Annotated in this window: 13 protein-coding genes; 5 read left to right on the forward strand and 8 right to left on the reverse strand. The window is 71.4% G+C overall.

All coding sequences use genetic code 11. The annotated features are described in order from the left end of the window. Positions 1 to 17: 17 nt before the first annotated feature. On the reverse strand, positions 18 to 506 hold the full coding sequence (locus ACFVAJ_RS15990; RefSeq protein ID WP_376945773.1) for a hypothetical protein: 489 nt from the start codon (positions 504 to 506) through the stop codon (positions 18 to 20). Positions 507 to 515: 9 nt separating this feature from the next. Next, positions 516 to 1,391: a signal recognition particle-docking protein FtsY gene (gene ftsY, locus ACFVAJ_RS15995; RefSeq protein ID WP_376945774.1), complete on the reverse strand. Its 876-nt coding sequence runs from the start codon at positions 1,389 to 1,391 to the stop codon at positions 516 to 518. Positions 1,392 to 1,463: 72 nt separating this feature from the next. On the opposite strand from ftsY, the gene ACFVAJ_RS16000 reads away from it, so the two are divergent. The 3 genes from ACFVAJ_RS16000 (at position 1,464) to ACFVAJ_RS16010 (ending at position 4,823) form a co-directional block, all read left to right on the forward strand. Next, positions 1,464 to 2,096: a hypothetical protein gene (locus ACFVAJ_RS16000; protein ID WP_376945775.1), complete on the forward strand. Its 633-nt coding sequence runs from the start codon at positions 1,464 to 1,466 to the stop codon at positions 2,094 to 2,096. A 100-nt stretch (positions 2,097 to 2,196) separates the two neighbouring features. Continuing rightward, entirely contained in the window at positions 2,197 to 3,165 is a 969-nt protein-coding gene (locus ACFVAJ_RS16005; protein WP_376945776.1) for a TIGR03885 family FMN-dependent LLM class oxidoreductase, read from the forward strand. Further along, positions 3,162 to 4,823, forward strand: coding sequence for an alpha-amylase family protein (locus ACFVAJ_RS16010; protein WP_376945777.1), 1,662 nt, complete (start codon positions 3,162 to 3,164; stop codon positions 4,821 to 4,823). The genes ACFVAJ_RS16005 and ACFVAJ_RS16010 overlap by 4 nt, the downstream gene beginning before the upstream one ends. A gap of 49 nt (positions 4,824 to 4,872) precedes the next feature. On the opposite strand, the gene smc is transcribed toward ACFVAJ_RS16010, so the two are convergent. Continuing rightward, positions 4,873 to 8,409: a chromosome segregation protein SMC gene (gene smc / locus ACFVAJ_RS16015; protein WP_376945778.1), complete on the reverse strand. Its 3,537-nt coding sequence runs from the start codon at positions 8,407 to 8,409 to the stop codon at positions 4,873 to 4,875. Positions 8,410 to 8,592: 183 nt separating this feature from the next. On the opposite strand from smc, the gene ACFVAJ_RS16020 reads away from it, so the two are divergent. After that, positions 8,593 to 9,663: a GNAT family N-acetyltransferase gene (locus tag ACFVAJ_RS16020; RefSeq protein ID WP_376945779.1), complete on the forward strand. Its 1,071-nt coding sequence runs from the start codon at positions 8,593 to 8,595 to the stop codon at positions 9,661 to 9,663. 9 nt (positions 9,664 to 9,672) lie between these two features. On the opposite strand, the gene ACFVAJ_RS16025 is transcribed toward ACFVAJ_RS16020, so the two are convergent. Continuing rightward, entirely contained in the window at positions 9,673 to 10,305 is a 633-nt protein-coding gene (locus ACFVAJ_RS16025; RefSeq protein ID WP_376945780.1) for a TetR/AcrR family transcriptional regulator, read from the reverse strand. Positions 10,306 to 10,404: 99 nt separating this feature from the next. Between ACFVAJ_RS16025 and ACFVAJ_RS16030 the strand changes: the two genes are divergently transcribed. Beyond that, positions 10,405 to 10,962 (forward strand): dihydrofolate reductase family protein, encoded by a 558-nt coding sequence (locus tag ACFVAJ_RS16030; RefSeq protein ID WP_376945781.1) that lies wholly within the window; start codon positions 10,405 to 10,407, stop codon positions 10,960 to 10,962. Between the two features lie 7 nt (positions 10,963 to 10,969). On the opposite strand, the gene mutM is transcribed toward ACFVAJ_RS16030, so the two are convergent. The 4 genes from mutM to ACFVAJ_RS16050 are packed head-to-tail and all read right to left on the reverse strand — an operon-like array spanning position 10,970 to position 13,412. After that, the gene (gene mutM, locus ACFVAJ_RS16035) at positions 10,970 to 11,878 is read right to left on the reverse strand and encodes a bifunctional DNA-formamidopyrimidine glycosylase/DNA-(apurinic or apyrimidinic site) lyase (RefSeq protein ID WP_376945782.1); all 909 of its coding nucleotides are present in this window, start codon (positions 11,876 to 11,878) and stop codon (positions 10,970 to 10,972) included. Position 11,879: 1 nt separating this feature from the next. Continuing rightward, the gene (rnc, locus tag ACFVAJ_RS16040) at positions 11,880 to 12,590 is read right to left on the reverse strand and encodes a ribonuclease III (protein ID WP_376945850.1); all 711 of its coding nucleotides are present in this window, start codon (positions 12,588 to 12,590) and stop codon (positions 11,880 to 11,882) included. A 46-nt stretch (positions 12,591 to 12,636) separates the two neighbouring features. After that, complete coding sequence (rpmF, locus tag ACFVAJ_RS16045) at positions 12,637 to 12,840, reverse strand: 50S ribosomal protein L32 (protein ID WP_022887809.1); 204 nt, start codon at positions 12,838 to 12,840, stop codon at positions 12,637 to 12,639. 2 nt (positions 12,841 to 12,842) lie between these two features. Next, on the reverse strand, positions 12,843 to 13,412 hold the full coding sequence (locus tag ACFVAJ_RS16050; RefSeq protein ID WP_376945783.1) for a YceD family protein: 570 nt from the start codon (positions 13,410 to 13,412) through the stop codon (positions 12,843 to 12,845). Between the last annotated feature and the right edge of the window lie 2 nt (positions 13,413 to 13,414).

Consider the following 13,414-nt stretch of genomic DNA (forward strand, 5'->3'; position numbering starts at 1 on the left):
GAGAAACGGAAGCGGGGTCAGCCTTCGAATCGGACGTCGACGATCTCGCGCTCGAGGTCGATCGACGCCACGAGTCGCTCGTCGGTGTCGTCGGGGGCGAGCGCGTACTCGAACTCGGCGAAGGCGTCGCCCGGTTCATCGGCGTCGGGGCGGAGGTCGACGCGCACGAGGCTCAGCGAGCGCAGGGCGTCGACCTGACGGTCGCCCGAGTCGCGGCCGATCGCGGCGTCGATGTCGTCGGCCTGCTCGAGCTCGGGGTCGAGCACGACGTCGAGGTAGCGCACGATCGGCGAGCTCTTGGTGTCGAGCTGGCTGACGAACGCCTGGCGCAGTTCGTCGTCGACGAGCTCGAGCTCGCCGACGAGCGACGAGGCGATGTCGAGCGACGGGAGCGAGACGAGGTCGGCGTCGGCGTCGAGCACGACCTCGACGCGCTGGTCGGCGTACTCGAACGTCTCGGACCAGTAGTCGCCGACGAGGCCGAAGTAGTCGTGTTCGATCGACATGGGATGCTCCTATCCGACGAGTTTCTGGGCGAAGACGTGCGGCGTGAAGCCCGTGAGGTCGCCGATGCCCTCGCCCTGCCCGATGAGCTTGATCGGCAGGCCCGTCTTCTCCTGCACGGCGAGCACGAAGCCGCCCTTCGCGCTGCCGTCGAGCTTCGTCAGCACGAGGCCCGTCACTCCCCCGTGCTCGATGAACGCCTCGGCCTGGGCGAGCCCGTTCTGGCCCGTTGTGGCGTCGAGCACGAGCAGCACCTCGCTGATCGGGGCCTGCTTCTCGACCACTCGGCGGATCTTGCCGAGCTCGTCCATGAGGCCGCCCTTGGTGTGCAGGCGGCCGGCGGTGTCGATGATCACGATCTCGGTGCCGTCCTGCTTGGCCTTGTCGACCGTCTGGAACGCGACCGACGCCGGGTCCTGGCCCTCGCGCTCGGGGCGGACGATGCCGACGCCGGCGCGCTCGGCCCAGGTCGCGAGCTGGTCGACGGCGGCCGCGCGGAAGGTGTCGGCCGCACCGACGACGACCGAGCGGTCGTAGCTGCGGAGGAAGCGCGCGAACTTGCCGATGGTCGTCGTCTTGCCGACGCCGTTGACGCCGACGACGAGCACGACGGCGGGCCGCTCGGTGAGCTTCAGGGTCGGGTCGTACTTGGCGAGGCGCTCCTCGACGACCTCGCGGAGCATCCGCTGGACGTCCTTCGGGTCGGTCGTCTTGTACCGCTCGACCTGTGCGCGGATCTGCTCGACGATCTCCTCGGTGACCGCGGGGCCGAAGTCGGCCCGGATGAGCGCCGACTCGAGGTCGTCCCAGGTGTCGTCGTCGATCGTCTTCGCCCCGAAGACCCCGCGAAGGGCGGCGCCGAGCGACCAGGATGCGCGTTCTGCCATACGACCAGCCTACGGGGGCGGATGCCCGGCGGCGTGCGTCGGCGGGGCCACGGCGATCCGTAGACTCGGCGCGTGCCATTCCGATTCGTGCTCGCCGCCTCCCAGCCCCTCCTCGAACAGGAATCGGCCGACGGAGTGGACTCGATCGAACGGCAGATCGCGACGCTGCGCGCCGACTACGGCCGCGCGTCGCGGCTGCTCATCGGCCTCGTCGCCACGGCCGTCCTCGTCGTCGCGATCTTCCTCGTGTGCGGACTCGTCGGCGCCTTCGGGTTCGCGAACCCGTTCGTCGCGCCGGCGCTCCCCCTCGTCGCGCTCGGCGCCGGTGCCGTCTGGCTGCTGCTCGGCCTGCACCGCAGCGGGCGACGGCTCTCCATCGCGCTCGCCCGGCGGCTGAGCGCCGACGCCGAGGGCCGCGGTTCGATCGCCGACGCGGTGCTCGCACGCACCTTCATCCTCGAACCCTTCATCCTCGCTCGCCTGGTCGCGGCCGCCCTCAGCCTGCTGTTCGGGGTGATGGCGGCGTCGGTCGCGTTCATGCCGGTGTCCGTCGCCGACCCGATCGGGGTCTCGCTCACGGCCGCGACCGCGTCGATCGGTGTGGTGCTCATCCTCGTCGGGTGCGGGGTGTTCGGCGGCGTGTTCCGCATCCATCGCGCGCATTCCCGGCGGGACCCGGTGCAGCGCCGCCTCCTGGGCGGCTGACCCCCGCCCCCACGGCCGTTGCACGGAGGCCCCGGGCTGTGCAAGGGGTTGCCCGCCGTCGCGCCGCCGGAGGAGTCTCGGGACGACGGAAGGAGAGCGGATGACCTCCGTGGGTTTCCACGCCTCGCACGAGCAGCTGCCGCCCAGTCGACTGCTGGAGGCCGTCGTGCAGGCTGAGCAGGCCGGCTTCACGGCCGCGATGTGCAGCGACCATCTCGCGCCCTGGAGCCTCAGGCAGGGGCATTCCGGGTACGCCTGGAGCTGGCTCGCCGCCGCGCTCGAGGCGACGCGATTCTCGCTCGGCGTCGTCACGGCCCCCGGGCAGCGCTACCACCCGGCCGTCGCCGCGCAGAAGATCGCGACCCTCGCCGAGATGTATCCCGGCCGGTTCTGGGCGGCGCTCGGCAGCGGCGAAGCGATCAACGAGCACGTGACCGGCGACCGGTGGCCGGCCAAGGACGAGCGGGACGCCCGGCTCGTCGAGACGGTCGGCGTGATGCAGCGGCTGCTCGCGGGCGAGGAGGTGAGCGCCGACGGGCTGGTGCGCGTCGATCGCGCACGCGTGTGGAGCCTGCCCGCTGAGCCCGCACCCCTCTTCGCCGCCGCGGTGAGCCCCGACACCGCGCGTGCCGCGGCGGGCTGGGCCGACGGCGTGATCACCGTCGACCAGCCCCGCGAGGCGCTGCGCGAGTTCATCGACGCCTACCGTGGCTCGGGCGGCCGTGGGCCGGTCGCCGTGCAGGTCCACCTGAGCTGGGCGAGCACCGACGACGAGGCCCTCGCGATCGCCCACGAGCAGTGGCGGCAGAGCCTCGTGCCGGCGCACCTCGCCTGGGAGCTCGACCGGCCCGAGGACTTCGACGCGCGCACCGCCGAGGCGACCCCCGCCGACGTCGGCGCCACGCTGATCGCATCGGCCGATCCCTCGCGCCACCTCGACCACCTCCTGCGCATCGCGGAGCTCGGGGTCGACCGCATCTACCTGCACCACGTCGGCACCGAGCAGGCCGCGTTCATCGCGGCCTTCGGCGAGCGCGTCGTGCCGGGGCTCGAGGCGGTCGCCGCATGAGGATCACCGACCGGAGCGATCTCTGGTGGAAGACGGCGGTCGTCTACTGCCTCGACGTCGAGACCTACATGGACTGGAACGACGACGGTTCGGGCGACTTCGAGGGACTCGCCCATCGCCTCGACCACCTCGCGGAGCTCGGCGTCACCTGCATCTGGCTGATGCCCTTCCAGCCGACCCCCGATCGCGACGACGGGTACGACATCACCGACTTCCTCGGGGTCGATCGGCGCCTCGGCTCGCTGGGCGACGTCGCGGAGTTCACCCGCACCGCGCGCGATCGGGGCATGCGCGTGATCATCGACTTCGTCATGAACCACACCTCGGAGCGGCATCCGTGGTTCACTGCCGCGCGGCGCAGCCGCACCTCGCCGTTCCGCGACTGGTACGTGTGGCGGGACGACCCGCCGAAAGCGGCGAACGCGGTGTTCCCCGGCGAGGAGGACTCGATCTGGGAGTTCGACGAGCGCACGGAGCAGTACTACCTGCACAGCTTCTACCGGCACCAGCCCGACCTCAACATCGCGAACCCGGCGGTGCGCGACGAGATCGCGCGCACGCTCGGCTTCTGGCTGGAGCTCGGGATCTCGGGGTTCCGCGTCGACGCGGTGCCGTTCCTGATCGAGCCGCCGGAGGGTGTCGACATCGGCGATCCGCACGAGTTCCTCCGCGACCTCCGCCGGTTCCTGCAGCGTCGCTCGAGCGACGCGGTGCTGCTCGGCGAGGTGAACCTGCCGTACGACCAGCAGCTCGACTTCTTCGGCCGCACCGGCGACGCGGCCGAACTCACGATGCAGTTCGACTTCCTCGGCATGCAGGCGCTCTACCTGTCGCTCGCGCGCGAGGACGCCCGGCCGCTCGCCGAGTCGCTCGCGAAGCGCCCCGCGCTCGAGCCCGAGGCGCAGTGGGCGAACTTCGTGCGCAACCACGACGAGCTCACGCTCGACAAGCTCTCCGAGGCCGAGCGCGAGGAGGTCTTCGACGCGTTCGCCCCCGAGGAGTGGATGCGGGTCTACGACCGCGGGATCGTGCGCAGGCTGCCGACGATGCTCGACGGCGACCCGCGTCGCATCCGCCTCGTCTACAGCCTGCTCTTCTCGCTGCCCGGCACGCCCGTGCTGTTCTACGGCGAGGAGATCGGCATGGGCGAGAACGGCGCGCAGCAGGGCCGGCAGGCGGTGCGCACGCCGATGCAGTGGACCGACGAGCGCAACGGCGGATTCTCCCGGGCGGCCCCGTCCCGGCTCGTCGCCTCGCCGCCGAGCGACGGGTACTCCCCCGAGCACGTGAACGTCGAGGCGCAGATGCACGACCCCGACTCGCTGCTCTCGGTCATCAGGCAGTTCGCGACGCGGTATCGCAGTTCTCCCGAGATCGGCTGGGGCGAGCTCGACGTGCTGGCCACCGGGCAGGACGCGGTGCTCGCCCACCGCATCACCGCCGACGTCGGACGGTTCGTGGCGGTGCACAACTTCGCACCGACGCCGACGCTCGTGCCCCTGGAGCTCGGGAAGGTCGCCCCCGACACGGTGCTCTCCGACCTGTTCGCGGCCGACACCTTCCCGATCGACGAGCGCGGGCGCATCGGGGTGCACGTCGATGCGTACGGGTACCGCTGGTTCCGGATCGTCGAGCCCGACGACCGTCGACTCACCTGACGCGGGTCGAGGCGCCCCGGACCGCACCGCGCCGAACCGCCGGAGCTCGTCAGCTCGCCTTCGCCTCGCGCTCCTCGCGAACGCGCTGGCCGACGACCGCCGAGACGCCGTCCTGGCGCATCGAGACGCCGTAGAGGGCGTCGGCGATCTCCATCGTGCGCTTCTGGTGGGTGATGACGATGAGCTGGCTCGCATCGCGCAGGCTCTCGAAGGTCGTGAGCAGGCGCCCGAGGTTGGCGTCGTCGAGGGCGGCCTCGACCTCGTCCATGATGTAGAACGGGCTGGGGCGCGCCTTGAAGATCGCCATGAGCAGCGCCACCGCCGCGAGCGATCGCTCGCCGCCCGAGAGCAGCGAGAGCCGCTCGATCTTCTTGCCGGCGGGCTTCACGCTCACCTCGATGCCGGTGGTCAGCATGTCGTCGGGGTTCGTCAGCGAGATGCTGCCGGTGCCGCCCGGGAAGAGCACGGGGAACACCTCGGCGAAGGCCGCCTTCGTGTCGTCGAAGGCGCTGCGGAAGATCGACTCCATGCGGCCGTCGATCTCCTCGATGATCGTGAGCAGGTCCTTGCGCGTGTTCGCGAGGTCGGTGAGCTGCTCGCTGAGGAACTGGTGGCGCTGTTCGAGCGCCGCGAACTCCTCGAGCGCGAGCGGGTTGACCCGGCCGAGCTGGGCGAGCTTGCGCTCGGCGCCGGCGAGGCGCCGCTGCTGCTCCTCGCGGCGGAACAGCCGCGGTTCGGCCGCTTCGCCGTCCGCGCCCTCGGCTCCGTCGGCGGGGATGAGCTCGTCGGGGCCGTACTCGGCGATCAGCACCTCCTCGTCGAGTCCGAGCTCCGACTCGGCGCGCTCGACGAGCCCGCCGACGTGCAGCTTCTTCTCGTAGATGCGCAGTTCGAGCCCGTGCACCTCCTCGGTGACCGAGTGCAGGCGCTCGCGCACGGCGGTCTCCTCTCGTCGCACCGCCTGCAGCTCCTCGTTGCGGCTGGAGCGCTCGGCCTCGGCCCGGCCCAGGGCGACTCGGGCCTCAGCGACCGAGGCGTCGACGGACTCGAGCGCGGGCGGCAATGCGTCGGCCACGCGGCGTGCGGCCTCGAGCTGCGCCCGGCGGATCACCGCGCGACGGGCGGCCTCGACCGCCGCCTGCCGCTCGGCGTCGTACTGGGCCTCCATCGTGCGGATGCGGGCCTCCTCGGCGCGCACCCGCTCCTTCGCGGTCTCGAGCCGGAGCTTCGCCTCGACCTCGGCCTCCCTCGCCGACTCGACGGTCGCGAGGGCCGCGTCGCGCACGGAGACGTCGAGCACCGGTCGCGGCACGGCGCGTGCCGACTCGAGCGCGGCCTTCGCCTCGCCCGCCGCCTGCTCGGCCTCGGCGACGCGCTCCTCGGCGTGCGCGGAGGTCTGCCGGAGGCGCTCCGACTCGGCCTCGGCGGCTTCGGCCTGCACCCGGGCGCGGTTCAGCCGTTCGGTGCGCTGCGCGAGCTGCGCGTCGAACTCGCGGAGCGCGGCGAGCGCGCGCTTGGACTGCTCCTTCGCCGACTCGACGAGCTGCCGCTGCTCGGCGAGCTCGGCGCGGCTGCGCTCGATCTCGCCGCGCACCTCCTCGAGGCGGGCGGCGGCGCGGTCACGCTCGGCGATGAGCTCGATGCGGCTCTGCTTCCGGCCCGAGCCGCCGCGCACCACGTAGCGGCCGATGACGGTGCCGTCGCGGGTGATCACGGTCGCGGGTCGGGATGCCTCGGCGAGCGCCGGTTCGGCGGCGCGCGCGGCGGCGCGGTCGTCGGCGATGAAGATCTCGGCGAGCAGCCCCCGCACTCCGGCGGGCGCGGCGACCACCGATGCGGCGGCGGTGAGCCCGTCGAGCGTCGGCGCGGCACCCGGCTCACCGCCGGCTTCGGCGACGGCGAGCGCGACGCGGCCGAGCTCGCCCGACTCGGCGCGGTCGAGTGCGCGGTAGGCGGCGTCGCGATCGTCGACGAGCACGGCGTCGGCGAGCGAGCCGAGCGCCGCGGCGATCGCGGCCTCGTACCCGGGCTCGACCTGCATCGACTCGGCGAGGAGGCCCCGGACGCCGGGGACGCCGGCAGCGACGAGGGCGGCTGAGCCGTCCTTCTGGTCGAGCGCGAGCGAGAGCGCCTGCGTGCGGGCGCTGAGGGCGCCGTGCTCGCGTTCGCGGCCGTGCAGCTCCTCGCGGATGCGCTCGATCTCGGCCTCGGCTTCGAACACGGCGCCCTGGGCGAGCTCGTACGCCTCGTCGAGATCGGTCTCGGCGGTCTGCTCCTGGCCCGCGGCGGCCTCGGCCTCGGCGAGCGCGGCGGCGGCCGCTTCGCGACGAGCCGCCGAGGCGTCGAGCGCGTTCGCGTGGCGCAGCACCTCGCCGCGCACGGCCGCGAGCTTCGAGGCGGCCGAGTCGGCCTGCCCCGCGAGCTTCGAGAGCTCGAGGTCGTACGCGGAGACGAGGGCCGACTGCCGCGCGATGCCCTCGTCGACCGAGTCGAGCTCGGCGCGGGTGCGCATCGTCTGCTCGTGGGCGAGATCGAGGGCGGATGCCTCGGCGCCGATGCCGTCACGCAGCCCGTCGAGTTCGGCGACGGCGCCGTCGATCATCTCGCGGGTCACGCTCGGCGCGGCATCCGATTCGTCGGAGGCGCCCTCGAGCAGCGCGATGCGCTGCCGGGCGAGCGAATCGAGCGAACGCAGGCGCGACTGGGCCTGTTCGAGCGCGAAGCTCGTGGATCGGGCTCGGTCGACGTCGTCGCCGCCCTGGGCCTCCTCGAGCGCCGTCACCTTCATCTGGTGCTGTTCGAGTCGCTCCTGCAGCACGAGCCGCTCGGCGTGCCGCTCGTGCTCGCTCCTGCCGTGCTCCTCGAGCGCACGGCGCAGGCCGACGACCTCGTCGGCGAGCAGTCGCGCCTTCGCGTCGCGCACGACCGCGGCGATGGTCGCGGCCTCGCGGGCGACCTCGGCCTGCCGCCCGAGCGGCTTCAGCTGCCGCCGGATCTCGCCGGCGAGGTCGGAGAGGCGGGTGAGGTTCGTCTGCATCGCGTCGAGCTTGCGGAGCGTCTTCTCCTTGCGGCGACGGTGCTTGAGGATGCCGGCGGCCTCCTCGATGAATCCGCGCCGGTCCTCGGGGGTCGCACGCAGCACCTGGTCGAGCTGGCCCTGGCCGACGATGACGTGCATCTCGCGGCCGAGACCCGAGTCGCTGAGGAGTTCCTGCACGTCGAGCAGTCGGCACTGGTCGCCGTTGATGGCGTATTCGCTCGTGCCGTTGCGGAACAGGGTGCGCGAGATCGTGACCTCGCTGTACTCGATCGGCAGGGCGCCGTCGGAGTTGTCGATCGTGAGGCTCACCTCGGCGCGGCCGAGCGGGCCCCTCGTCGAGGTGCCCGCGAAGATGACGTCCTCCATCTTGCCGCCGCGGAGGGTCTTGGCGCCCTGCTCGCCCATCACCCAGGCGAGCGCGTCGACGACGTTCGACTTGCCCGAGCCGTTCGGGCCGACGATGCAGGTCACGCCGGGCTCGAAGGCGAAGGTCGTCGGCTGCGCGAAGGACTTGAAGCCCTTGAGCGTCAGGCTCTTGAGGTACACGTCCTACCCTCCCCTGTGCGCGAGAACGCTGCGGACTACCGTATCCGAGGATTCCGCCCCCGCCGCGCACGCGCGCCGCGCCCACGGGATTCCACGGTTGTCGCGGGCCGCTGCGCTCGGTAGTCTGGGCGGCTGCCCACCGGGCGGCACGTCGTCCGACGCACCATCCGAGAGGAGCCGCGCATGTCCGTCGAGATCCGACCGATCACGCTCCCTGAGCGACTCGGCACGCCCGAGGCCGTCGAGTTCGAGCGCTACGCCGCCTTCGCGATCGACATCGAGGTCGAGCGCTGGGGCGACGACCGCTTCGCCTACACGCCCGCGGAGATGCTGTCGATGTACCGCGACGACGACTACGAGATCAAGCGGGCGTTCGCCGCCTGGCACGGCGAGGTCTGCGTCGGGCGCACGATCTCGTGGGGCGAGCGCGATGCCGGCGCCGAGAGCGGGATCGTCATCGTCGAGGTCGCCCCAGACTTCCGTCGGCAGGGCATCGGCAGCCGGCTGCTCGAGCACGCCGAGGGCGTGATCACCGCGCTCGGCCGGCACCGGAACACGGGGTGGATCGACTTCCCGCTCGCCGCCCTCGACTTCCCGGGCCCGCGGCTGCACGCGCCCGACGGCGAGGCCTCGTTGCCCGCCGAGCTGCCGAGCGTGCGCTTCGCGCTCCATCACGGCTACGTGCTCGGCCAGCTGGAACGGGCGAGCGTGCTCGAGACCTCGGGGCGCACCGAGGAGTTCCGCACGGAGTCCGCCCGGCTCGAGGCCCGGGCATCCGACTACCGCATCACCGGATGGATCGATCATGTGCCCGACGCGCTCGTCGACAGCTACGCGGCGGCGCGCGCACGGATGGCGATCGACGTGCCCGCGGGCGGCCTCGACATCGACGAGGAGGTCTGGGACGCCGGTCGGGTGCGGGCGCACGAATCGCATGCGACCCGCGGCGGGCGCACGCTGCTCGTCTCGGCCGCGGTCGCATCCGACGGGTCGATCGCGGGCTACACCGAGCTGGAACTGCCGCCGGGCAAGCCGCTCGCCTACCAGTCCGACACGCTCGTCGTCGCGGCCCACCGCGGACACGGGCTCGGCATGCGCGTGAAGCTCGCCAATCTCGTGCGCCTCGCCGAGTTCGCGCCCGAACGCACCGCGGTCTACACCTGGAACGCCGACGAGAACGAGCACATGCTCGCGATCAACATCGCGCTCGGGTTCGAGATCCACGGCTTCGGCGCCGAGTTCCAGCGCGGCTGATCCGGTCGATCAGCCGCTTGCGCGCGCGCCGTACCGCGCCACGACGGTCAGCGCCGCCTCGTGCACCACGCGGCGCATCTCGGCGTCGCTCTGCGACCAGCCGCCGTGGATCAGTCGTGGCCAGAAGACGACGGTCGAGATCATGCCGAGGAACTGCGCGGCCGCCGTGTCGGGGTCGTCGACGACCGCGGTCCCCTCGGCGTTCGCGGTCACGAAGCAGCGCCGCACCGCCGCGAACAGCGGCAGGGTGCCGAAGTCGAAGACCCGTTCCCGGAGTTCGGGGAACCGCGACGACTCGGCGATCACCGCGCGGATCAGCTCCGTCATCCCGGGCCGATTCAGGAGCTCGACGTAGGCGAGGCCCAGCCCGGTCAGGCTCGCGCGGAAGTCGCCGGGCGGCGGATCCTCGAAGGCGCCCTCGGGCGAGCCGGCCGCGGCGAGCACCATCGCCTCGAAGAGCTCGGCCTTGGTCGGGAACTGCTTGAACAGCGTCGCCTTGGACACGCCTGCGCGCTCGGCGACGCGCGCCAGTGACGTGCGGTCGTAGCCGTGCTCGAGGAACAGCTCGTTGGCGGCGTCGAGGATCGTCGCCCGGTTGGTCGCGGCGACCTGGCGATGATAGCTCGAGAGCTCGCGTGACATGCCGCAAGTATAGAGGTGAGCCCATTGACTCACCACTCAAGGAGGACTACCGTCTAAAGAGGTGAGCCCACCGACTCACCTCTCGCGAAGGAGCTGAACATGGCCAAGCTCATCTACTCGATGATCACCTCGCTCGACGGGTACGCCGAAGCCGCAGAGGGCGACCTCGGCAGGGGTGCGGAGGACGAGGAGGTGCACACCTTCATCGGCGACGCGTTCCGCGACGTCGGCACGTTCCTCTACGGCCGGCGGATGTACGAGACCATGGTCTTCTGGGAGACCGTGCGCGACGAACCCGAGGTGCCGCCGTACATCCTCCAGTACGCGAACGACTGGCGAGCCGCGGAGAAGATCGTCTACTCGACGACGCTGGAGTCGGTCTCGAGCGGGAGGACCCGCATCGAGCGCAGCTTCGACCCCGAAGCGGTCCGGCGGCTCAAGGCCGAGTCCGACCACGACCTCTCGGTCGACGGTCCGAACCTCGCGGCCCAGGCCATCAGGGCCGGCCTCGTCGACGAGTACCACCTCTTCATCACCACGAGCGTGGTCGGCGGCGGCAAGCGGTTCTTCCCCGACGGCGTGCGCCTCGACCTCGAACTCGTCGCACAGCGCTCGTTCCCGTCAGGACTGATCTCGGCTCGCTACCGCACCCGATGAGCCGAGCTCAGCGCCGGCGCTGGCACTTCGGGCAGCGATGCGAGGAGCGGTTCATGAAGGGCTCGCGCACCATCGCCGTACCGCACCGCGGGCAGGGCTCGCCCGCCCGTCCGTAGGCGTTCAGCGAGTGCTCGAAGTAGCCCGAGGCGCCGTTCACATTGACGTACTGGGCGTCGAAGCTCGTGCCGCCCTCGGTGAGCGCCCGGCCGAGCACGTCGCGCACCGCGCCGAGCATCTCGCGCACACGCCGTGCGCTGAGCGACGCGGCGGACTGCTCGGGGTGCAGGCGCACCGCCCACAACGACTCGTCGGCGTAGATGTTGCCGATGCCGCTCACCACGCCCTGGTCGAGCAGCACCCGCTTGATGCCCGTGCCGCGACGAGCGAGCTGACGTGCGAACGCGTCGTCGGAGAATTCGGGGTCGAGCGGGTCGCGGGCGATGTGCGCGACCTGACTCGGGATGAGGCGCGCCCACTCCCCCGTCGTCGCGGCCGAGAAGCCGCCGACGCCGCCGTCGGCGGTCGGCACCATCCGGTCGACGGCGAGCGAGCCGAAGATGCGCTGATCGACGAAGTCGACGCGGAGCTCGCCGTGCGCGGGATGGTCGAGGTGCAGGCGCACCCGCGCGTGCCGGTCGTCGCCCGGGTGATCGGGGGTGCGAAGGAGCATCTGCCCGCTCATGCCGAGATGGCCGACGATCGCCCGATCGTCGCCGATGGGCAGCCAGAGGAACTTGCCGCGCCGCACCGCCGCATCGATGCGCGCGCCCGTGACGAGACGCTCGAAGTCGCCCATGACCGCGTCGTGCCGCTTCAGCGATCGCTGATCGAGCATGTCGACGGCGACGACGACGGCGCCCGTCACCGCGGGCGCGAGCCCGGAGCGGACGACCTCGACCTCGGGGAGTTCGGGCAACTCAGGCTGCGCCGTTGATGCGGGTCCAGGCCTCGAGTGCGGCGGCCATCTCGGCCTGCTTCTTGCTCGAGCCCTCGCCCGACGCCTGCACGAGTTCGCCGACCGTGACGGTCGCGACGAAGTGCTTGTTGTGGTCGGGGCCGGATTCGGCGACCGAGTACGACGGTGCGGGCGCACCGCGGCGGGCGGCGATCTCCTGCAGGCTCGTCTTCGGGTCCATCGCGGCGCCGAAGCGCTCGGGGTCCTGCATGAGCGGGGTGATCAGGCGCAGCACCAGCTCGGTCGCGGCGTCGCCGCCGGCGTCGAGGTAGACCGCGCCGATGATCGCCTCGACGGTGTCGGCGAGGATCGACGGCTTGTCGGCGCCGCCGGTCATCGTCTCGCCGCGGCCCAGCCGGATGTAGGAGCCGACCCCGATGGTGCGGCCGACCTCGGCGAGGGCGACACTCGACACGAGGCTGGCGCGCCGCTTCGCGAGCTCGCCCTCATCGAGGTCGGGGTGATCCCTGAAGAGCCTGACCGTGACGGCCTGCCCGAGGATGGAGTCGCCGAGGAACTCGAGGCGCTCGTTCGTCGGGATGCCGCCGTTCTCGTACGCGAACGACCGGTGCGTGAGCGCGAGCAGAAGCAGGTCGGGATCGATGTCGACCTGCAGCGTCCGCTGCAGCTCGTCGAGCGTGCGATCTTCGAGCGCGGTGCGCTCGCCTCCCATGCGTTCCGTTCGCGTCACGACCGGTCGTCGGTGCGTCTCGGGCCGACTAGACGTCGGCGACCTTGCGGCCCTTGTACTCGAGGAAGAGCGGGGTGCCCGCCGAGTCCTCGACGACCTTCGCGCGGTGGGGAAGGCTGTAGGTGACCTTGCCGTTCTCGACGGTCTTGACGAGCGTGGGGACCTCGGCCTTCCACTGCGAACGGCGCGCGTGGGTGTTGGCGCGTGACTTCTTCCGCTTGGGAACAGCCATGACTATCTCTCTTCTCTCTGCTGGTCGGCGCCGGACATGGAATCCGGACCGTTGTCTTCGGAAGCCTGGAACCCCGCGAGCGCGGCCCAGCGAGGATCGCTGTGCTCAGGGGTGACGAGTTCCGGATGATCGGCCAGTCGGACACCGGTCTCGGGGTCGAGACCTGGGCAATCCGGTCGGCACACCGGCTGGAACGGCAGTGCCAGCACTACCGCATCTCGGATGAGTGGTTCAAGATCCACGTGGTCGTCTTGAACCTCATACTCGATGGCTTCCCCGCCATGATACCCGAAGAGTTCTTGGAACTCGACTTGGACGGGCACGGCGAGTTCGATGAGGCAGCGCCCGCACTCGCCGTCGGCGGTCGCATCGACCTCGGCGGTGACGAGGATGCCCTCGTGCACGGATTCGAGCCGGACGTCGAGATCGATCGCCGAACCCTCCTTCACGGCGACGAGACCTTCGCCGAGTTGCTCGGGCGCGGGCGCGCTGACGCGCTCCTCGCGCATCTCGCCCGGACGGTTCACGAGATCGCGCACGCTGAGGTCGAACACGGAATGCTTGATGGCCACGA

Origin of the sequence: Agromyces sp. NPDC057679, assembly GCF_042799635.1 — a bacterium.
Lineage (GTDB): Bacteria > Actinomycetota > Actinomycetes > Actinomycetales > Microbacteriaceae > Agromyces.

Bases quoted from the DNA above. Each gene is read 5' to 3' on its own strand.
- rnc (WP_376945850.1), bottom strand. From the start codon at position 12,590: ATGGGAGGCGAGCGCACCGCGCTCGAAGATCGCACGCTCGACGAGCTG.
- ACFVAJ_RS16010 (WP_376945777.1), top strand. From the start codon at position 3,162: ATGAGGATCACCGACCGGAGCGATCTCTGGTGGAAGACGGCGGTCGTC.
- ACFVAJ_RS16025 (WP_376945780.1), bottom strand. From the start codon at position 10,305: ATGTCACGCGAGCTCTCGAGCTATCATCGCCAGGTCGCCGCGACCAAC.
- ACFVAJ_RS16030 (WP_376945781.1), top strand. From the start codon at position 10,405: ATGGCCAAGCTCATCTACTCGATGATCACCTCGCTCGACGGGTACGCC.
- ACFVAJ_RS16005 (WP_376945776.1), top strand. From the start codon at position 2,197: ATGACCTCCGTGGGTTTCCACGCCTCGCACGAGCAGCTGCCGCCCAGT.
- ACFVAJ_RS16020 (WP_376945779.1), top strand. From the start codon at position 8,593: ATGTCCGTCGAGATCCGACCGATCACGCTCCCTGAGCGACTCGGCACG.
- rpmF (WP_022887809.1), bottom strand. From the start codon at position 12,840: ATGGCTGTTCCCAAGCGGAAGAAGTCACGCGCCAACACCCACGCGCGC.
- ACFVAJ_RS15990 (WP_376945773.1), bottom strand. From the start codon at position 506: ATGTCGATCGAACACGACTACTTCGGCCTCGTCGGCGACTACTGGTCC.
- ftsY (WP_376945774.1), bottom strand. From the start codon at position 1,391: ATGGCAGAACGCGCATCCTGGTCGCTCGGCGCCGCCCTTCGCGGGGTC.